The following is a 19137-nucleotide window of genomic DNA, read 5'->3' as shown; positions in this document are numbered from 1 at the left end:
GCTAGGGCGCCTGCTCCAGGCTCGACACCGAGTTGGTGAGCGTGGTGCGGCGCATGTCGCGCACTTCTTTGGAATCGAAGCGGCGGGCGCGGTGCATGGTGGCGCGGTTGTCCCACATCACCAGGTCGTGCGGCCGCCAGACATGGGCATAGACGAACTGCCGCTGCGTCGCGTGCTCGGTGAGATCGCGCAGGAAGGCGCGCGCCTCGGGCATCGGCCAGCCCTCGATGCCGCCGGCATGGCTGGCGAGATAGAGGGACAGGCGGCCCGAGCCCGGATGGCGGCGCACGAGACGCTGGCGCACCGGCGCCCACTTCACCCGCTCGGCGTCGGTGAAGTCCTCGAAGCCCAGGATGCCGCGTGAAAAGATCTGGCTGTGCAGGCAGATCAGATCCTGCACTTCGCGCTTCTCCGCTTCGCTCAGCGCGTCGTAGGCCGCGCGCATGTCGGCGAACTCGGTGTTGCCGCCGGCTGACGGGATCGTGCGCGCCGACAGGAGCGAATAGAGCGCCGGCACATCCTTGAACGAGCTGTCGGAGTGCCAGAGCTGGTTGCCCAGGCTGAACAGGCGGCGGCGGTCGTCGCGCGCCAGCACGTTGCCGTTGCGGTCGAGGTTGGAGATGTCGTTGAGGTCCATGCTCATGCGCCGTTCCTCGGGCGGCATGATGTCTCCGGTCGCCTGTTCGAGCGGCCCGAGCTGTTTGCTGAAGGCGAGCTGGCTTTCGTCGTCGAGCTTCTGGTCACGGAACACCAGCACGCCGTACTGGTTCATCCCGTCGTGGATGAACGTGACCTCCTCGTCGGAGAGGCGGTGCGTGAGATCGATGCCCGAGACTTCACCGGCGAAGAATGGGCGATTCTGCGGATCGAGGGGGCGGATGGCTTTGGTCATGGTGCCACAGGCTAGCGCGGAAGGCCGCAAACGGCGAGGCGAGACGACGGCAATTTGCTATCTTGGCTCGCAATGCAACATGACCTTACCGCCTCGCCGCGGCGCAACATAAGCAAGGCGGAACTCTTTTTTGGCTTCCTCAAGATCGGCGTTCTGGGCTTCGGCGGCATCGCGCCGTGGGCCCGGCACATCATCGTCGAGGAGAAGCGCTGGCTCACCGACCGCGAGTTCGCCGAGCTTTTAGGCGTGGGGCAGGTGCTGCCCGGCCCGAACGTGATGAACGCCTCCATCCTGATCGGTGACCGCAACCAGGGGCTGATCGGCGTGCTGCTCTGCCTCTCGGGCCAGCTTGTGATGCCGTTGCTGATCGTGGTCGCGCTGGCGGTCTTCTACGACCGCGTCGCAACCGTCCCCGAGGTCAATGCCGCGCTGATCGGGGCGGCGGCGGCCTCCGCCGGCATGGTGCTGGGGACGGCGCTCAAGATGGTCCGCAACATCCGGCCGACGCCGCTGGCGCTCGGCATCGGCGCGGCGGGCTTCGCGGCGATCGGGCTGCTGCGCTGGCCGCTGGTGCCGGTCGTGCTCGTGCTGGTGCCGCTGGCCATCGTCGCCACCTTGTTGGGGCGCCGCAGATGACCGGTGTGCTTTTCGAACTGGCGCGGACCTTCGCGCTGCTCTCGCTGGTCTCGATCGGCGGCATCAATGCGCTGCTGCCCGAGATCCACCGGCAGATCGTCGACGTCCATGGCTGGATGACCGACCAGGCCTTCGCCAGCGCCTTCGCCATCGCCAATGCCTCGCCCGGTCCCAACATCATCTTCGTCAGCCTGATCGGCTGGCAGGTCGCGGGCCTGCCCGGCCTGCTGGTATCGACGCTCGCCATCCTGATCCCGTCGAGCACGCTCGCCTATTTCGCCGGCCGCGCGCTCACGCGCTGGTCCCACCATCCGTTCGTGGCGGCGCTGCGCGACGCGCTGATCCCGGTCGCGCTCGGCCTGATGTTCGCCTCCGGCGTTTCCATCATGCGCACCGTCGATCGCGACGTCGTCACGGTGCTGATCAGCCTGGCGACCGCGGCCTTCGTCTTCAAGACGCGGCGCAATCCGCTGTGGGCGCTGTCGGCGGGAGCCATCGTCAACGTGGCGGCGCTGCACGTTCTTTAGAAGGCCCCGTCATCCTGAGCGAAGCCGCCCGAAGGGCGGCGAAGTCGAAGGATCTCTTTTCCGGCGCACGGCGCGTTGAAACGAAAAGAGGCCCTTCGACTACGCTGCGCTCCGCTCAGGGCGACGGGACCTTTTGATCTGGCTTCACCTTCGGCAGTTCTGACCATTCGCGGAACAGGCGGCCATTGTCCTGGTCGAAATGCTCGTCGAGCACCTTCGAGGACTGGATGCGCTCGACGCGGAAGTTGCGGTAGCCGGTGCGCAGCTCGCACCAGGCGCCGACCAGGGTGACGTCGACGTAATAGGCCATGGCGATCGGCCAGATGGTGCGGTTGGTGCGCCGGCCTTTCTCGTCGGCATAGGCGATGTGGAGCTTGCGGCTGTCGCGGATGGCGGCGCGCACGTCGGCGAGATCGACGCCCTGCGGCTCGACGGTGTCGCCGGGTGAGACGAAGAAGGGCGTCGAGACGAGCTGGCGGCGCAGCGCCTCGGGCAGCACGACCGTCACCTTGGAGAAGACGCTGTCGGCCGCCTCCTGCAGCTTGGCGTCGCGCAGGCGGCGGACGAGGCGCGCGCCGATGGCGATGGCCTCGACCTCGTCGGCGGTGAACATCAGCGGCGGCAGGTCGAAGCTCTTGCGCAGCACGTAGCCGACCCCGGCTGCGCCATCGATCGGCACGCGACGCGCCTGCAGCGTGGCGATGTCGCGATAGATGGTGCGCGGCGTCACTTCCAGCTCGTCCGCCAGCATCGCGGCGGTGACCGGGGCGGTTGCGGTCCGCAGGTGCTGGATGATGTCGAACAGGCGGTCGGAGCGGCGCATGGGGCCCACTTTATGGGCTTCTTCTACTACTGACACAACGCTGTCAGGAGGCGGTCTTTAGGGTGTGGCCTCATCCAAACAGGAGAGATCGATGCCGAGACTGGAAATGACCATGCCGCACGTGCCGGCGCTGGCCAAGTTCGCCCAACGCAACACCGTGCCGACCTCGCCGGTCGTGCGGGCGGGCGACTGGGTCTATGTCTCCGGCCTGCCGCCGGTGAACCCGGAGACCGGGGCCTACGACATCCTGCCGATCGATGCGCAGGCGCGGCGCGTGCTCGACCATATGAAGTCGTGCCTAGAAGCGGCGGGCTCGGCGTTGAACCGCGTCGTGAAGTGCAATGTCTACTGCTCGAACCCGGCCTACTTCGCGACCATCAACACGGTCTATGCCGAGTATTTCGGCGACCACAAACCCGCGCGCATCTTCGTTTGCACGGCGGGCTGGTTCGGTCCCTTCGACCTGGAGATGGACTGCGTTGCGCTCGCCAACTAGGCAGGCCGTCGCCGGGACCGCGCTGCTCGCCGCCTCGGCCGTCGCCTATTCGAGCGCCGGCTTCTACACGCGCCTGATCGAGGCCGATGCCTGGACGATGCTGTTCTGGCGCGGCCTGTTCGGCGGGTTGTTCCTGGCCGGCATGGTGGCGTGGCGCGAGCGGGGACGTGTGAGACAGGCAGTGCGCGCCATCGGTCGCGATGGCGTGCTGATCGGTTTCGGGTCGGCGCTGGCGACCGTATGCTTCCTGAATGCGCTGCGGCTGTCGACGGTGGCCGACGTGCTGGTGATCGACGCCACGATCCCCTTCGTAACGGCGGGCATGGCATGGCTGGTGCTGCGCGAGCGCGAGGACTGGGTCACGCTCGCCGCGACCCTCGCCGCCGTCGCCGGCGTCGCGGTGATGATGGGCGCGGCGGGGGCGGGCGGCCGCCTCTCGGGCAATCTTCTGGCCTTCGGCATGGCGGTGCTGATGTCGTTGGTGCTGGTGCTGATCCGGCGCAATCCCGGTACCAGTATGCTGCCGGCGGTTTGTCTGTCCGCCTTCCTGTGCGCGCTGATCGTGCTGCCGTTCGCGCGGCCGCTCTCGGTGAGCACGAACGAACTGCTGCTGCTCGCGCTGTTCGGCATGAGCCAGTTCGGCCTCGGCCTCCTGCTGCTGGCGCTGGGCACACCGCTGGTCTCCGCGACGCGCGGTGCGCTGATCGGCGTGCTGCAGACGCCGCTCGGCACGCTCTGGGTCTGGCTGGCTTTCGGCGAGACGCCGGGCTGGGCCACGCTGGCGGGCGGCGTCATCGTCGTCGGCGCGGTGGTTTGCGACATCGCGATCCGCCGCCCACAGGAGGAAATAACGTAACGATTCGCGTGGGTTGACGGTCATTCCTGTGGCGCTTACATTTGAACAGTTATTCAAATGTCCAAAGCAAAGAAAACTCTCCTGTCCGACGACCACGCGGTGGCGCTGGCCGACCTGTTCCGGCTGCTGGGCGATCCGACCCGGCTGAAGATCGTGGTCTCCTGCCTGCGCACGCCGCTCGCGGTGTCGGACATCGCCGACCGGCTCGGCCTCTCGGTGTCGCTGGTGAGCCATCACCTGCGGCTGCTGAAGGGCGCGCGCCTGGTGCGGGCCGACCGGCAGGGCAAGCAGGTCTACTACGAAGCCGACGACCTCCATGTCCGCCGCATGGTCGAGGACATGGTCACCCACATTGCGGAGCACTGAAATGAGCGCCCATTGCTGCGATCACGGTCACGAGCACGCCAATGCCGCGGCGAGTTCGCCTGCCTACAAGCGCGTCCTGTGGATCGCGCTGGCGGTGAACCTCGCCATGTTCGTCGTCGAGATCGGCGCCGGCGTCGCCGCGCAGTCGGTCTCGCTGTTGGCCGACTCGCTCGACTTCCTGGGCGATGCCGGCAATTACGGCATCAGCCTGTTCGTGCTGGGCATGGCCCTGCAATGGCGCGCCCGCGCCTCGCTGCTGAAGGCCGCCAGCATGGGCGCCTTCGGCCTCTGGGTCGCCTTCACCACGATCGGCCACGCGATGGCCGGCACGGTGCCGGAAGCGCCGGTGATGGGCATCGTCGGCGCGCTGGCGCTGGCCGCCAACTTCGGCGTGGCGCTGCTGCTCTATCGCTGGCGCGAGGGCGACAGCAACATGCGCTCGGTGTGGATCTGCACGCGCAACGATGCGATCGGCAATCTCGCCGTGCTGGCTGCCGCCGCGGGCGTGTTCGGTTCGGGCACCGGCTGGCCGGACTATGTCGTCGCCGCGATCATGTCCGGCCTGGCCCTGGTCGGCGCCTTCCAGGTGACGCGCCAGGCAATTGCCGAGCTGCGTCAGTCCCGGGAGGCATCAGCAGAGGCTCATACTCACGCGGTCGGGAGCTTGTAGTCCTCGAACTGCTTGCGTAGCGCCGTCTTCAGGATCTTGCCGGTGGCGCCGTGCGGGATGGCGTCGATGAACTGCACGTCATCCGGCATCCACCACTTGGCGATCTTGCCCTCGAGGAACTTCAGGACATCGCCTTTCTCGACCGAGGCGTCGGGACGGCGGACGACGATGAGAAGAGGCCGCTCGTCCCACTTGGGGTGAGCGACCCCGATCACCGCGGCCTCGGCCACGCCGGGACAGCCCATGGCGGCATTCTCGAGGTCGATCGAGCTGATCCACTCGCCGCCCGACTTGATCACGTCCTTCGAGCGGTCCGTGATCACCACCGAGCCGTCGGTCTCGATCTTGCAGACGTCGCCGGTGTGGAACCAGTCGTCCTCGACGAACTGGTGCTTGCCGTCGCCCTTCATGTAGCCCTTCACGATCCACGGACCGCGCACGACCATGTTGCCCGAGACGCTGCCGTCATGCGGCAGGTCGTTGCCGGCATCGTCGACGATCTTCATCTCGCAGCCGAACACCGGCCGGCCCTGCTTGGCGGTGATGGCGAAGCGGTCGGCGTCGGGCAGGTCGCGCTCGCCCTTGTTGAAGCGGGTGAGTGTGCCGAGCGGGCTCATCTCGGTCATGCCCCAGCCCTGGGCGACCTCGATGTCGTGCTCATTCCAGAAGCGCTCGATCATGGCGTAGGGCACGGCCGAGCCGCCGATCAGCGTGCGCTTCACCGAGTCCATCTTGAGCTTGTTCTGCTGGCAGTAGTCGAGCAACGCCAGCCACACGGTCGGCACGCCGGCCGACAGCGTCACCTTCTCCTTGTCCAGAAGCTCGTAGATGCTGGCGCCGTCGAGCTTGAAGCCCGGGAAGACCAGCTTGGTGCCGCAGAACGGGCCGGCATAGACGAGGCCCCAGGCATTGGCGTGGAACATCGGCACGACCGGAAGAATGGTCGTGTCGGGATCGAGCGCCAGCACCGGGCCCGAGCACATCATCATCGAATGGATCATCGTCGAGCGGTGCGAGTAGAGCACGCCCTTCGGATTGCCCGTCGTGCCTGAGGTGTAGCAGAGCGAGGAGGCGGTCTTCTCGTCGAACTCCGGCCACTTCAAGGTGCCCGGCTTGTCGGCGATCAGCTCCTCGTAGCAGAGCAGCTTGGGGATCTTGGCCGAGGTCGGCATGTGCGCGCGGTCGGTCATGACCACGACATGCTTCACCGTCTTGAGCTGGTCGTAGACCGCTTCGACGACCGGCACGAGGTTCAGGTCGACGAAGATGATCTGATCCTCGGCATGGTTGGCGATGTAGGCCACATGCTCGGGCGCCAGGCGCGGGTTCAGCGTGTGCAGCACCGCGCCGATACCGGAGATGCCGAAGTAGAGCTCGAAATGGCGATAGGTGTTCCAGGCGATGGTGCCGACCCGGTCGCCGAGCTTGATGCCCAGCCCCTGCAGCGCTTCCGCGAGCTGCTTGGCGCGCTTGTGCGCGTCCTTGTAGCCGTAGCGATGGATCGGACCCTCGACGGTGCGCGTCACGATCTCGACGTCGGGATAGGCGGCGGCCGCATAATCGATGATCTGTGAGATCAACAGCGGCCGGTCTTGCATCAAACCCTGCATGGCGTTCCCTCTTTTACGCGTGCCGCTCGATATGAAGGCTTCTTAGGGTTAGGAGCGGCTTGATGTCCGGTTCTAGACCGAGTCCTTGCCCGCCGGGAAGGCTGACGCTTCCGTCACGGACCGAAAAAACGTCCTGAAGCACGTCCTCGCGCAACGGGTTGCGATTGGCGTCGACCTCCAGCAGGCCGGGGCCGCGCACGGCCGCCAGCAGGTGCAGCGAATGGAGGAGGCCGATCCCGGCGCCCAGGTAATGCGGGCAGAAGCTGCGGCCGGCGGCCAGCGCGGCCCGGGCGACCGGCAGGCAGCCGGAATGCCCGCCCCACTTGGCGGCATCGGGCTGGATCACGCCGAACAGGCCGCTGTCGATTGCCTCCTGGAACGGACCGGCGCCGCGCAGGTTCTCGCCGGCGGCCAGCCGCGTCGGCGCCATTGCCGCGACCTGCGTCCACTCGATGAGCGGCCGGTCGGCCATCAGCGGCTCCTCGATCCAGCCCAGCCCGAACTCCGCGAGCTTCGGCACCATCGCGCAGGCGGTGCGCAGGTCCCAGCCCTGGTTGGCGTCGACCATCAGCCGTTCGCCGGCCTGGAGTTCGCTGGCGACGGGACGGAGCGAGCCGAGGTCGGTCTCCTCGCCAAAGCCGACCTTGATCTTGAAGGCTCGATAGCCGGCGGCACGCATGCGGCTCACCGTGTCGTAGGCGGCGCGGCCCGGATTGAGGCCCGACGCATAGACCGGCACGGCTGAATTGTCGGTGCCGCCCAGTGCCCGCCACAGCGGCAGGCCGCGCTTGCGGGCGCGCAGGTCGTGGATTGCGAGGTCGAGCCCCGCGGCCGCGGCGGAGAAGGCGCCCGCGTCGCCGCTCTGCACGCGGAGCACATGCAACGCGCGATCGATCTCGCCCCACAGGCCGACCGGATCGTCGAGCGACTTGCCGAGTGCGCGCGGCGCCACGATGTCGGCGAAGAGGAGCGCGCGATGCTCGGCGGCGGCGTTGGGGAAATTGCACCAGATCTCGCCCCAGCCGCGGGCGCCGTCGGAATCCTCGACCCGGACGAACACCGCGGCGCGTTCGGTCATGGTGCCGAAGGAAGTGCGGACGGGTTCCTTGATCGGGGTGCGGAAGACGTGGGCTTCGACGCGGGCGAGGGTTGCCGCACTCATGACCGGTTCCTCATTCGAGCTTGATGTCCTTTTCCACGATGATCTTGCCGTAGCGCGCGCGGTCGGTGTCGATCAGCGCCTTGAACTCGGCGGGCGTGCTGCCGACGGGCAGGGCGCCCTGGTCGATGAATTGCTGCCGCGTTGCCGGATCGGCGAGGACGGCTTTCACGTCGGCCGCGATCTTGTCGACGATCGGCTGCGGCGTGCCGCTGGGCGCCAGCAGGCCGATCCAGGAGATCGAATTGTAGCCGGGCAGGCCGGTCTCGGCGGCGGTCGGCACGTCGGGCAGAGCGGGCGAGCGCTTGTCGCTGGTGACGGCGATGGGCTTCAGCTTGCCGGATTTGATCTGGCCGCTGGTCTCCAGCACCGTCGCGAAGGACATGGTGACGTGGCCGCCGATCAGGTCCTGAATGGCAGGGCCGCCGCCCTTGTAGGGCACGTGCGTCAGCTTCAGCCCGGCCTGGTTCTCGAACAAAGCGGCGGCGAGATGCATCGAGCTGCCGTTGCCCGAGGTTGAATAGGTAAAGTCACCGGGCTTCGCCTTGGCCGCCGCGATCAGTTCGGCCGTGCTCTTCGCCGACGTCGAGGGATTGACGACGAGGACCAGCGGCAGTTCGGCCACCAGCGAGATCGGCGTGAAGGCGGTGTCGGCGTTGTAGGGCAGCTTCTTGTAGAGCGACGGGTTGATCGACTGCGTGCCGATATTGCCCATGACGATCGTGTAGCCGTCGGGCTTGGCCTTGGACGCGATCTCCAGCCCGACGATGCCGGCGGCGCCCGGCTTGTTGTCGACGACGACCTGCTGACCCCATTTCTCCGAGAGTTTCTGCGCGAGCAGGCGTGAGCCTGTGTCGGTGCCGCCGCCGGGCGGGAAGGGCACGATCATCGTGACGGTCTGCTGCGGGAACGACTGCGCGCTTGCGGCGACGCTCCAAGTCAACGCCAGTGCCGTTGCCGCCAGACGGCCGATCCAGATGCTGCGCATGTTCCTCCCGAGCCCCGGCTTTCTGCCGGTGACGCAGGAAGTCTATTCCTTCGTTTCGCTGAACGTAAGCTTGTTGGCGAACGGATCGCTCACCGTGACCGTGAGTGCGCCCCAGGGCTGGTCTTCGAGGCCGGGCCGGGCATAGCGATACTTCTTGTCGATGAGCTCGCGATGGAAGGCGGCAATGCCTTTGGTCTGGATGATGAAGTGCGTGCCCGGTGCGCCGTCGCCGTGATGCTCGGTGAGGTGAATGGCCACGCCGGCGCGCGAGACCTGTGCGTAGAGCGGCGCGTTGTCGTCGAAGCGATGTTCCCAGTCCCAGGTGAAGCCAAGGAAGTCGACGTAGAACTCCTTGGCCTTGGCGACGTCGAAGATGCGCAGGCTGGGGACGATCGGCCCGAACTTGAGGTCCGTGCTCATTCGGCGGCTTGCTGTGCTGCCTCGTTCAGCACGTCGTAGTTCCGCTTCAGGTACCAGGTCATGTAGTCGCTGTACCAGGTGGTCGGGTATTTCGGCGGCTTGTCGGGACCGACCGTGGTCGGCACGGCGGCGACCGGCCAGTCGATGCCGCTGTCGCAGAAGAAGGGCAGCGCATAGCGCGCGCCGGTCGTCTTGTTGATGGCGCGGTGCGGCGTCGCCAGGAAGAGATCGTTGGTGTAGCGCTGCAGCATCTGGCCGCCGTTAACGACATAGGCGTTGTCGATCGACGGCATGTCGATCCAGCTGCCGCTCTGGCTGCGGATCGACAGGCCCTGCACTTCGTTGGGCGCCAGCAGGGTCAGGAAGCTCGTGTCGGTGTGCGGCGCCAGACCGAACTCGTCGTCGACCGGTCCGTCCTGCGGCGGGTAGTGCGTCATGCGCATCGAGAACATCGGTTCGGAGAAGGCCGTGTCGAAATAGTTGGCCGGCAGATCGAGGGCGCGGGCGTAGAGCCGCACCATCTTCTGCACCAGCCGCTCCATCTCGTTGCAGTAGTCGACGACGGTGTCGCGGAAGCCCGGCAGGTCGGGCCAGCGATTGAGACCGCGGAAGCGGCGGCCTGACAGCACGTCGGGATGGTCGGCCGCCATCTCGCGCTTCACGAAGAAAGCCTCGTTTAGATTGGCCTTGGTGCCGGTCTGCACGGTGGAAGTACGCAGCGTGTTGCCGCGCATCGGAAGGTAGCCGGTGTTGTGCTGATCGAGCTTCAGTTCGAGCTTCTTCTCGATCGGCTGGGCGTGGAAGCGCTTCACCTCGGCGAACATGCCGGCGATCTTCTCGCGCGCGATGCCGTGATTGATGATGAAGTAGAAGCCGATCTCGGTCAGCGCGAAACGCAGCTCCTTCGCCGTGCGGTCCATCGCACCGGGCTCGCCTGCCAGATAGGGGCCTAGATCAATGACGGGAATCGTTTCGGTGGCCACGGTCTGCTCCTCCTCGGGCTCCCTATTCGGCCCGGAAACGAGGATAATGCAGCCGGAGCGACGCTATGGTCCAGCGCGCGGACGGAAGGAATTTCGATGGTTTTCGGTGTCCTGGCCCTGATGGTGGCGGCGCTTTTCGCCGGTGCGGCGTTCTACGTGAGCTTCGCCGAGCATCCGGCGCGCGCCGGGCTCGACGACCGCGCGCAGCTCCAGCAATGGAAGCCGTCCTACAAGCGCGGAACGATCATGCAGGGCACGCTGGCCGCTTTGGGTTTCGTGCTGGGCATTGCCGCCTGGTGGCAGGCGCGCGACGAACTCTACATCGTCGGCGCCATCTTCATGGGCGCCAACTGGGCCTACACGGCGCTGATGATTATGCCGGTCAACAACGAGCTGAAGGCAATCGCGCTCGACGATGCGGGCGAGGATAGCGCCACTTTGCTCCGCCGTTGGGGCAAACTCCACGTCAAGCGCACGATGCTGGGCGTGGGAGCGACCGCGCTGTTCCTGTGGGCGGTGTTGAGTCGATAGCCGTTAGATAGCGTGTCGATCCGAGCAAAACTGTCATCCTGAGCGAAGCGAAGGATCTCACGCCCGCCAGGGAGTTCGTCGCCCGCTCCACTAGGTCCTTCGCTGCGCTCAGGACGACAGCTGTTGCCGCTACGCCGTCGGCAGCTTGTAGTCCTTGAAGTCCTCGCGCAGGCGGGTCTTCAGGATCTTGCCGGTGGCCGTGTGCGGAATCGCCTCGACGAACTGGACGTCGTCGGGCAGCCACCACTTGGCGACCTTGGTCGCGAGGAACTCGACCAGTTCCTTCTTGTCGATCTCGGCATCCGGCTTCTTGTGGATGATCAGCAGCGGACGCTCGTCCCACTTCGGATGCGCGATGCCGATGACTGCGGCCTCGGCGACGGCGGGGTGCGCCATCGCGGCGTTCTCGAGATCGATCGAACTGATCCATTCGCCGCCCGACTTGATCACGTCCTTGGAACGGTCGGTGATCTGCATGTAGCCGTCGGGGTCGATGGTCGCGACGTCGCCGGTGGCGAACCAGCCGCCGCCCTTGCCCTCGATGGCGCGCAGCACCTCGCCGCCCTCGCCCTTGAAGTAGCCCGAGGTGATCCAGGGCCCGCGCACCAGCAGGTCGCCGAACGCCTTGCCGTCGCGCGGCAGCTCGTTGCCGGCATCGTCGACGATCATCATGTCGACGCCGAACGGCGGGCGGCCCTGCTTCAGGCGGACTTCCAGCAGGTCGGCCGGGGAGAAGGCGAGATGCTTCTCCTTGGGATGGTTCACCGTGCCGAGCGGGCTCATCTCGCTCATGCCCCAAGCGTGCAGCACTTCCACGCCGTAGTCCTTGTCGAAGGTCTCGATCATGGCGGGCGGCGCGGCCGAACCGCCGATCACCGCCTGCTTCACGGTCGAGAGCGTGAGCTTGTTGGCCTTCATGTGGTTGATCAGGGCGAGCCACACGGTCGGCACGCCGGCGGTGAAGGTGACGCGTTCCTTCTCGAACAGCTCGTGTAGGCTGGCACCATCGAGCGCGACGCCGGGGAACACCAGCTTGGCGCCGACCATGGCGGCCGAGTAGGGCAGGCCCCAGGCATTGACGTGGAACATCGGCACGACCGGGAGCACCACCGAGCGCGCCGAGAGGTTCAGCGTGTCGGGCAGCGCCGCGCCGTAGGCGTGCAGGATGGTCGAGCGGTGGTGATAGAGCACGCCCTTCGGGTTGCCCGTGGTGCCCGACGTGTAGCAGAGCGACGAGGCCGTATGCTCGTCGAACTCCGGCCATTCGTAGGTGCCGGGCTCGCCCGCGATCAGCTCCTCGTAGACCAGCAGGTTGGGGATCTTGCAGTCCGCCGGGATGTGCGCGCGGTCGGTCATCGCCACGACATGGCGCACGCCCTTCATCTGCGGCAGCAGCTTCTCGACGGCCGGCAGCAGGTTGAGGTCGACGAAGAGGAGCTGATCCTCGGCGTGGTTCACGATGTAGACGATCTGCTCGGGGAAGAGCCGCGGGTTGATCGTGTGGCAGACCGCGCCCATGCCGGAGATGCCGTAATAGAGCTCGAAGTGGCGATAGCCGTTCCAGGCAAGCGTGCCGATGCGGTCGCCGACCTTGATGCCGAGCTTTAGCAGCGCCTCGGCCACCTTCTTCGCGCGCTTGTTGGCGTCACGGTAGGTGTAGCGGTGGATCGGCCCCTCGACGGTGCGTGAGACGATCTCGGTGTCGCCGTGGTTCAGGGCTGCATGCTCGATGAGCTGCGAAATCAGAAGCGGGCGATCCTGCATGAGGCCGAGCATCGGGGCGTCTCTCCTGTCGTGTCGTCTGGCGGCTGGGCGCCAATTGCCTTAGGTTTGCGAAGACATTCTTTGAGGGACAATCGATGAAACGGTCAAGCAGCGGCAGCGCCTCTGCAATCGCGGGACTGACCGGTGTCTGGGCCTTCCCGGCGTCGGCCCAGGCCGTCACGGGCGGCGAGGGCGCCGCGGCCGGCTTCCTGACGCTGATGACCGAGCGATTCGAGTTCACCTTCGCCCAGCTTCCCGCACTCGGCGCGCATCTGCTGCGCCTGCCGCAGACGATCGGCGGTCACACGGCGCTGTTGCTGGTCGGAATTGTCGCCGCCGGTCTCATCGCCGAAACCATCGCCCGGCTGATCCTGAACCGCGCCCGGGTGAGGGCGTTCGATCGCCTGGCGAGCAAGACGCCGCTGCGCGCCTTCTTCCGTGCGCTGCTGCTCGACGCGCTGGCGCTGGTCGCGCTGGCCGTCGCGGGCCGGCTGGTGCTGGGCCAGATCGGGCCGGCCGACAGCGTGGCCGGTCAGCTCGGCCAGATCGTGCTGCATGCGCTGGTCTACTGGCGCGGTTTCAACCTGGTGTTCCGCGCCTTCCTGCGCCCCCACGCGCCCGAGGGCCGCATCGCGCCGGTCGACGACGGCGCGGCGCGGCGCCTGCTGGTCGCGCTCAACCTCGTGGTGCTGCTGCCGTTGCTGGCCAGCCTCGTGGCGCGCGGCCTCACGGTGACCGGCGCAACCCGCGAGATCACCAGCGCGGCCATCATCCTCTACGTGCCGGTGATCGCGGTGCTGCTGCTCAGCATCGTCTGGAAGTACCGCCTCGACATGGCGGCCTGGCTGACCGCCATGGTGCCGCCCACCGGCTTCAGCCGGCAGCTCAAGCTCGACGCGGCGCGCAACTGGTGGATGGCGGGTCTCGCCTTCTACGCGCTGATCGGCGTCGCCGCGGTCTATGCCGCCCTGACCGAGAGCGGCACCGCCTCGCGCGGCATGGCGACGATCGAATCGGCGCTGATCGCGCTCTTGCTGTTCGAGACGCTGATGCACCGGATCACGCGCCACATCGTCTCCGAACTGCCGATGGCGGGCGACGTGGTGGCCGACTGCGTGCGCCTGCTGGTCCGCCTCTATGTCGCGATCCTGATCGCCGAGGCGTTGATGGTCCGCGTGCTGGCCGCCGCGACGCCGGAAGAATGGGTGTCCCACGATCGCGGCGCCAAGTTCGCGGCGCTGAGCGCGGTCGCAATCTACGCCGGCTGGCGGTTCCTGAAGTATCGGATGGACTCCTACATCGCCTCCAACCCGCTGCCGTCGGCGGACGTATCCGGCGATTCGGAAGAGGACGTAGCGGTGGCGGCCTCCCGGCTGCGCACCTTGATGCCGCTGCTGCGGGTGATCGCGGGCGTCACCATCGCCGTCGTCGGCGGGCTCCTCGTCCTGTCGGAACTCGGCGTCAACATCACGCCGCTGATCGCCGGCGCCTCGGTGTTCGGTCTTGCCGTGTCGTTCGGCAGCCAGTCGCTGGTGCGCGACATCGTGTCGGGCATCTTCTTCCTCGCCGAGGATTCGTTCCGCATCGGCGAGTATGTCGATTGCAGCAAGGTCAAGGGCACGGTCGAGGGTTTTAGTGTCCGCTCGCTGAAGCTGCGCCACCAGAACGGCCAGCTCCACATCGTGCCGTTCGGCCAGGTCGGTCACATCACCAACTTCAGCCGCGACTGGACGATCGTGAAGTTCAACATCGCCTTCGCCAACGGCACCGATGTCGAACTGCTGCGCAAGACGGTGAAGAAGATCGGCCTCGCGATGATGGAGGAGCCGACCTTCAAGCCGATCCTGCTGCAGCCGCTCAAGATGCAGGGCGTGGTCGACATCAAGGACAATTCGCTGATCGTGCGCTTCAAGTTCATGGCGCGGCCGAAGAACCCCACCATGGTCCAGCGCATGGCGATCCGGCGCATGTACGAGCAGTTCCCGGCACTCGGCATCCAGTTCGCCACCGGCAACACCTACCCGTTCCCGCTGCCGGCGACGCCCTCCGTGCCGCCGCAGGCCATGGAACCCGCCGCCAAGCCCGACGCGCCTGCCCAGGCGCCGCCGAAGGCTGCCGAATAGATCCTAGAGGAGAGACAGATGCAGAAGCGCAAACTCGGAAAGTCCGACCTGGAATTCGTGCCCATCGCCTTCGGCGGCAACGTGTTCGGCTGGACCGCCGACGAGGCGACGTCGCACAAGCTGCTCGACGGCTTCGTCGATGCCGGCTTCTCCTTCGTCGACACCGCCGACGTCTATTCGCGCTGGTTCCCGGGCAACAAGGGCGGCGAGAGCGAGACGGTGATCGGTACGTGGCTGAAGAAGGACCCGTCCAAGCGTGACAAGATCGTGCTCGCCACCAAGTGCGGCATGGGGATGCCGAGCGGCGCGCTGGCGGCCAAGAACATCAAGGAATCGGTCGATGCCTCGCTGAAGCGGCTGAACACCGACCGCATCGATCTCTTCCAGTCGCACAAGGACGACAAGGACACGCCGCAGGAAGAGACGCTCTCGACCTACGGCGAGCTGGTGAAGGCCGGCAAGATCCGCGTCATCGGCGCCTCCAACTTCGACGCGCCGCGCCTGGCCGAGGCAACGAAGATCTCCAGGGAGAAGGGCCTGCCGCGTTACGAGAGCCTGCAGCCGCATTACAATCTCATGGAACGCGGCCTGTTCGAGGGCGAGCTCGAGAACGAGTGCCTGAAGGAGGGGATCGGCGTGATCCCGTACTACTCGCTGGCCAGCGGCTTCCTGACGGGCAAGTACCGCTCCGAGGCCGATGTCGGCAGCGCCCAGCGCGGCGCCGGCGTCAAGAAGTACATCAACCCCAAGGGCATGGCCGTGCTGAAGGCACTCGACGATGCGGCCAAGGCGGCTGGCGCCACGCAGGCGCAGGTGGCGCTGGCCTGGCTGCTGCAGCGCAAGGCGATCACCGCGCCGATCGTGAGCGCCACCAGCCTGAAGCAGCTCGACGACGTGCTCAACGCGACGACGCTGGAACTCGATCCGGCTTCGATCACCGCCCTCGACAAGGCCAGCGCCCCGGCCTGAGGAAGCAGGACCGATGCTCGTCTTCCGCCAGCTCTTCGACCCGACCTCGTCGACCTACACCTACCTGCTCGGTTGCAGCGTCTCGAAAGAGGCGCTGCTGATCGATCCGGTGTTCGAACAGGCAAGGCGCGACGCGGCGCTGATCGGCGAGCTCGGTCTAAACCTAGCGTGGACGCTCGACACCCACGTCCATGCCGATCATGTGACCGGCGCCTGGCTGCTGAAGCAGCGGCTGGGCAGCCAGATCGCGCTGTCGGCGGCGTCGGGCGCGGCGGGCGCCGACCGGATGCTGCAGGACGGCGACCGCATCGAGTTCGGCCGCCGTGCGCTCGAAGTGCGGGCGACGCCGGGCCACACGTCGGGCTGCGTCACCTACGTGCTCGACGACGAGAGCATGGCCTTCACCGGCGACTGCATCATGATCCGCGGCTCGGGCCGCACCGATTTCCAGCAGGGCGACCCGCGTGCGCTCTATCGCTCGGTTCGTTCGCGCATCTTTGCGCTGCCCGAGAGCTGCCTGCTCTATCCCGCGCACGATTATCGCGGCCTCACGGTCAGCAGCGTGATCGAGGAGAAGCGGTTCAATCCGCGGCTGGGCGGCGAGGTCGGCGAGAACGACTATGTCGGCTACATGAAGAACCTCGACCTGCCGCATCCGAAGAAGATCGACGAGGCGGTGCCGGCCAACCTGCGCTGCGGCCAGCCCGGCAACGGTGCGAGTGCACCGGCCGAACCCGAATGGGCGCCGCTGCGCTTCACTTTCGGCGGCGTGTGGGAAGTGGAACCGCACTGGCTCGAGGAAAACCTCGCCAAGGTGAATGTCGTCGACGTGCGCGAACCAAACGAGTTCTCCGGCCCGCTGGGCCATATCCGGGGCGCGACGCTCGTGCCCTTGGGCGAGCTGGCGGCACGCGCAAAGGAGCTGCCGAAGGACAAGCCGGTCGTCGCGGTCTGCCGTGCCGGCAGCCGTTCCGCGCACGCGACGGCTATCCTGCAGAAGGCGGGCCTCGCCGATGTCGCCAATCTGCCGGGCGGCATGTTGCGCTGGCGCGCCGAGGGCCGCGCGGTCGACGGTGGTTCGGCCTAGCGCTCTGTCATCCTGAGCGAAGCGAAGGATATGGCGTTAGCCACGCCGTACTTCGGTCGTTCCGCCAGGTCCTTCGCTTCGCTCAGGACGACAAGGGCTTAAAACCCGTAAAGCTTCGACGGCGTATCGATCAGGATCGTGCGCCGCGCCGCTTCATTCGGCACCCAGTCCTCGAAGGTCTTGAGCGTGATCGGATAGGTCGTGACGCGGTTGAGGTCGGTATCCGTGTGCGGCCAGTCGCTGGCCCACATCAGGCGTTCGGGCCCGAAGGCGTCGAGCAGCATCGGTGCCGCCTGACGCGCGCGCTCGGGTCCGACGCGATAGGCGCCGCACATCACGACGAACAGGCGCTCCGTCTTTGCGCTCTCCAGCAGGAGCTTGAAGCCCGGATCGCGCGCCGGGCCCAGCGTGCGGTCGAACATGCCGTAGTGCGGGATCACCACCTTGTGGCCGCCGTCGAGCAGGAACGGCAGCATGTCGGGCAGGCGCTTGCTCTCGACATAGAGATGGATCGGCCAGTCGCGCTTCAGCGCCTCGCCCAGCATGTCGCCATAGGCCGACCATTGCGGCGTCGGCAGGCCGAAGATTGGGAAGCGAAGCCCGCGCACGCCGATCCGCGCCATCTCGTCCCACTGCTCGGGAGTCGTCTCGACCGAAGGCGAGATCCACGGCACGCCGCGGAAGCGCTGCGGCTCGGCCTTGAGCGCCCCGAAGAGATAGGAATTGTCGTAACCCAGGAACGACGGCTGCAGCAGCACGGCGCGGCCCACGCCATTGGCTTCGGCGAGCGCCAGCAAGGTCTGCCACGAGGCGTCGTAGTCGGGCGCATAGCGCGCATCGACGGCGAGCTTGAGGCCTTTGACGAACGCGTGCGTGTGGGCGTCGACCCAGAGCGACGACGCGGCGCTCGCCGGCCGTGTCGCGGTGGCGGCCAGCGTCATCGCGCCGAGAGTGCGGCGCGTGAGCGTCATGCCGGCAGGGTCGCGTCGCGCGACGTTTCGCGGAAGGTGAGCAGCGTGGCGATCGAGATGGCGGCGGCGCCCATGAACAGCCAGGCCGGGCTGAGATCGACCTCGGTGCGTGCGACCAGCCAGGCGGCGGTGAGCGGCGTCAGGCCGCCGATCACGCCGAAGGCGATGTTGTAGCCCAGCGAGATCGCCGTGCAGCGCACGCGGCCCGCCACCGCTTCGGTCAGGATCGAGGGGATGATGCCAAGGCCCATGCCGGCGGGAATGACCAGCGCGAGCTGGCCCGCCAGGATCAGTGCCGGGTTGGGATGGTGCATCAGCCAGAGGCAGGGCACCGCGCCGATGAAGCCCAGCGCCATCGCCGTCAACATGAGCGGGCGGCGGCCGAAGCGATCGGACAGCCAGCCCGACGCGAGCATCACCGGCAGCAGGAAGAACATGCTTGCCGTGTTGATCTCCAGTGCGCGCGCCGGCGCCACACCGTCGACCGTCTGCAGCCAGGTCACGACGTAGAGGAACATCAGGTAGAAGCCGACGGCATTGAAGATGGTGATGCCGGCAACGCGCATCACCGCGCGACCGTGATGGCGGAAGGTCTCGATCAGCGGCGAGCCATGGCCTGATCGCGGCGGTGCTTCCTCGACGATGACCTGGCGGATCCACCAGCCGACGACGCCGAGCAAGAGGCCCAGCAGGAACGGGATGCGCCAGCCCCACGCCGCGAGCGCATCGGGCGGCAGGACGGCGGCGAAGGTGGCGCCGATCGCCGAGCCCAGCAGGAAGCCGCCGGTCGCGGCCAGGGAACAGAAACTGCCGACGAGGCCGCGACGACCGGGCGGCGCCTGTTCGACCAGGAAGACCATCGAGGTCGTGGCCTCGCCGCCGACCGACAGGCCCTGCACCATGCGCAGCAGGGTGAGCAGGATCGGTGCGGCCATACCGAGCGTCTCATGGCCCGGCAGCAGGCCCACGAGGAACGTCGGCACCGCCATGGCGGAGATCGAGAAGGTGAGGGCGGCGCGCCGTCCGTAATGGTCGCCGATATGGCCGACCACCATGCCGCCCAGCGGCCGCATCAGGTAGCCCAGCGCGAAGATGCCGAAGGCGGCCAGTACCTGGGCCACCGGATCTTCTGCCGGGAAGAAGACGCGGCCGATGGTGGCCGCGAAGTAGCCGTAGATCGCGAAGTCGTACCATTCGAGCAGATTGCCGATGGTACCGGCCGCGATGATGCGGCGTGTGCTGGTCGGGGTCATTCGCCCCGACTAT

The 19137-nt window shown here is 66.9% G+C and carries 20 protein-coding genes; 10 read left to right on the top strand and 10 right to left on the bottom strand.

Annotation, left to right across the window (positions count from 1 at the left end):
- Position 1: 1 nt before the first annotated feature.
- A complete protein-coding gene (locus AC1RP5_RS23710; RefSeq protein ID WP_493114787.1) occupies positions 2-892 on the bottom strand; it encodes a TauD/TfdA dioxygenase family protein in 891 nt (296 codons plus the stop codon).
- Between the two features lie 72 nt (positions 893-964).
- On the opposite strand from AC1RP5_RS23710, the gene AC1RP5_RS23705 reads away from it, so the two are divergent.
- A complete protein-coding gene (locus tag AC1RP5_RS23705; protein ID WP_493114786.1) occupies positions 965-1528 on the top strand; it encodes a chromate transporter in 564 nt (187 codons plus the stop codon).
- Positions 1525-2055, top strand: a complete 531-nt coding sequence (locus AC1RP5_RS23700) for a chromate transporter (RefSeq protein ID WP_493114785.1) — start codon at positions 1525-1527, stop codon at positions 2053-2055. Before AC1RP5_RS23705 ends, AC1RP5_RS23700 begins: the two co-directional genes overlap by 4 nt.
- 115 nt (positions 2056-2170) lie before the next feature.
- Here the strand turns inward: AC1RP5_RS23700 and AC1RP5_RS23695 are convergent, their stop codons facing one another.
- Positions 2171-2878 carry a helix-turn-helix transcriptional regulator gene (locus AC1RP5_RS23695; protein WP_493114784.1) on the bottom strand — a complete coding sequence of 236 codons (708 nt, stop codon included), beginning with the start codon at positions 2876-2878 and terminating at the stop codon, positions 2171-2173.
- A gap of 91 nt (positions 2879-2969) precedes the next feature.
- Here AC1RP5_RS23695 and AC1RP5_RS23690 point away from each other — a divergent pair, with 91 nt between their 5' ends.
- The 4 genes from AC1RP5_RS23690 to AC1RP5_RS23675 are packed head-to-tail and all read left to right on the top strand — an operon-like array spanning position 2970 to position 5266.
- Positions 2970-3374 (top strand): RidA family protein, encoded by a 405-nt coding sequence (locus AC1RP5_RS23690; RefSeq protein ID WP_493114783.1) that lies wholly within the window; start codon positions 2970-2972, stop codon positions 3372-3374.
- Positions 3358-4230: a DMT family transporter gene (locus AC1RP5_RS23685; RefSeq protein WP_493114781.1), complete on the top strand. Its 873-nt coding sequence runs from the start codon at positions 3358-3360 to the stop codon at positions 4228-4230. The genes AC1RP5_RS23690 and AC1RP5_RS23685 overlap by 17 nt, the downstream gene beginning before the upstream one ends.
- 57 nt (positions 4231-4287) lie before the next feature.
- Positions 4288-4596 carry an ArsR/SmtB family transcription factor gene (locus AC1RP5_RS23680; RefSeq protein WP_493114779.1) on the top strand — a complete coding sequence of 103 codons (309 nt, stop codon included), beginning with the start codon at positions 4288-4290 and terminating at the stop codon, positions 4594-4596.
- A gap of 1 nt (position 4597) precedes the next feature.
- Positions 4598-5266: a cation efflux transmembrane domain-containing protein gene (locus AC1RP5_RS23675; protein ID WP_493114777.1), complete on the top strand. Its 669-nt coding sequence runs from the start codon at positions 4598-4600 to the stop codon at positions 5264-5266.
- On the opposite strand, the gene AC1RP5_RS23670 is transcribed toward AC1RP5_RS23675, so the two are convergent.
- Genes AC1RP5_RS23670 through AC1RP5_RS23650 form a run of 5 tightly spaced genes read right to left on the bottom strand, consistent with a single transcriptional unit; the run spans position 5245 to position 10426 of the window.
- Positions 5245-6876: a long-chain-fatty-acid--CoA ligase gene (locus tag AC1RP5_RS23670; RefSeq protein ID WP_493114775.1), complete on the bottom strand. Its 1632-nt coding sequence runs from the start codon at positions 6874-6876 to the stop codon at positions 5245-5247. The two genes, AC1RP5_RS23675 and AC1RP5_RS23670, sit on opposite strands and share 22 nt — an antisense overlap.
- A gap of 13 nt (positions 6877-6889) precedes the next feature.
- Positions 6890-8038 carry a mandelate racemase/muconate lactonizing enzyme family protein gene (locus AC1RP5_RS23665; RefSeq protein WP_493114774.1) on the bottom strand — a complete coding sequence of 383 codons (1149 nt, stop codon included), beginning with the start codon at positions 8036-8038 and terminating at the stop codon, positions 6890-6892.
- A 10-nt stretch (positions 8039-8048) separates the two neighbouring features.
- On the bottom strand, positions 8049-9023 hold the full coding sequence (locus AC1RP5_RS23660; protein WP_493114772.1) for a Bug family tripartite tricarboxylate transporter substrate binding protein: 975 nt from the start codon (positions 9021-9023) through the stop codon (positions 8049-8051).
- Between the two features lie 42 nt (positions 9024-9065).
- Positions 9066-9443, bottom strand: a complete 378-nt coding sequence (locus tag AC1RP5_RS23655) for a glyoxalase superfamily protein (RefSeq protein ID WP_493114770.1) — start codon at positions 9441-9443, stop codon at positions 9066-9068.
- The gene (locus AC1RP5_RS23650; RefSeq protein WP_493114769.1) at positions 9440-10426 is read right to left on the bottom strand and encodes an isopenicillin N synthase family dioxygenase; all 987 of its coding nucleotides are present in this window, start codon (positions 10424-10426) and stop codon (positions 9440-9442) included. Before AC1RP5_RS23650 ends, AC1RP5_RS23655 begins: the two co-directional genes overlap by 4 nt.
- A 96-nt stretch (positions 10427-10522) precedes the next feature.
- Here AC1RP5_RS23650 and AC1RP5_RS23645 point away from each other — a divergent pair, with 96 nt between their 5' ends.
- Entirely contained in the window at positions 10523-10957 is a 435-nt protein-coding gene (locus tag AC1RP5_RS23645) for an anthrone oxygenase family protein (protein WP_493114767.1), read from the top strand.
- 129 nt (positions 10958-11086) lie between these two features.
- Here AC1RP5_RS23645 and AC1RP5_RS23640 read toward each other — a convergent pair whose 3' ends face one another.
- Positions 11087-12733, bottom strand: a complete 1647-nt coding sequence (locus tag AC1RP5_RS23640) for a 3-(methylthio)propionyl-CoA ligase (protein WP_493114765.1) — start codon at positions 12731-12733, stop codon at positions 11087-11089.
- Between the two features lie 83 nt (positions 12734-12816).
- Here AC1RP5_RS23640 and AC1RP5_RS23635 point away from each other — a divergent pair, with 83 nt between their 5' ends.
- The 3 genes from AC1RP5_RS23635 to AC1RP5_RS23625 are packed head-to-tail and all read left to right on the top strand — an operon-like array spanning position 12817 to position 16900.
- The gene (locus AC1RP5_RS23635) at positions 12817-14844 is read left to right on the top strand and encodes a mechanosensitive ion channel family protein (RefSeq protein WP_493114763.1); all 2028 of its coding nucleotides are present in this window, start codon (positions 12817-12819) and stop codon (positions 14842-14844) included.
- A gap of 18 nt (positions 14845-14862) precedes the next feature.
- Entirely contained in the window at positions 14863-15813 is a 951-nt protein-coding gene (locus tag AC1RP5_RS23630) for an aldo/keto reductase (RefSeq protein ID WP_493114761.1), read from the top strand.
- 13 nt (positions 15814-15826) lie between these two features.
- Positions 15827-16900 carry a rhodanese-like domain-containing protein gene (locus tag AC1RP5_RS23625; RefSeq protein ID WP_493114759.1) on the top strand — a complete coding sequence of 358 codons (1074 nt, stop codon included), beginning with the start codon at positions 15827-15829 and terminating at the stop codon, positions 16898-16900.
- Between the two features lie 98 nt (positions 16901-16998).
- On the opposite strand, the gene AC1RP5_RS23620 is transcribed toward AC1RP5_RS23625, so the two are convergent.
- Positions 16999-17871 (bottom strand): amidohydrolase family protein, encoded by an 873-nt coding sequence (locus tag AC1RP5_RS23620; protein WP_493114758.1) that lies wholly within the window; start codon positions 17869-17871, stop codon positions 16999-17001.
- Complete coding sequence (locus AC1RP5_RS23615) at positions 17868-19124, bottom strand: MFS transporter (RefSeq protein WP_493114757.1); 1257 nt, start codon at positions 19122-19124, stop codon at positions 17868-17870. The genes AC1RP5_RS23620 and AC1RP5_RS23615 overlap by 4 nt, the downstream gene beginning before the upstream one ends.
- Positions 19125-19137: the final 13 nt, after the last annotated feature.

The sequence above is a fragment of the Reyranella sp. GW821-FHT12G01 genome (genome assembly GCF_058806575.1).
This window is presented reverse-complemented; position numbering and strand designations above follow the sequence as displayed.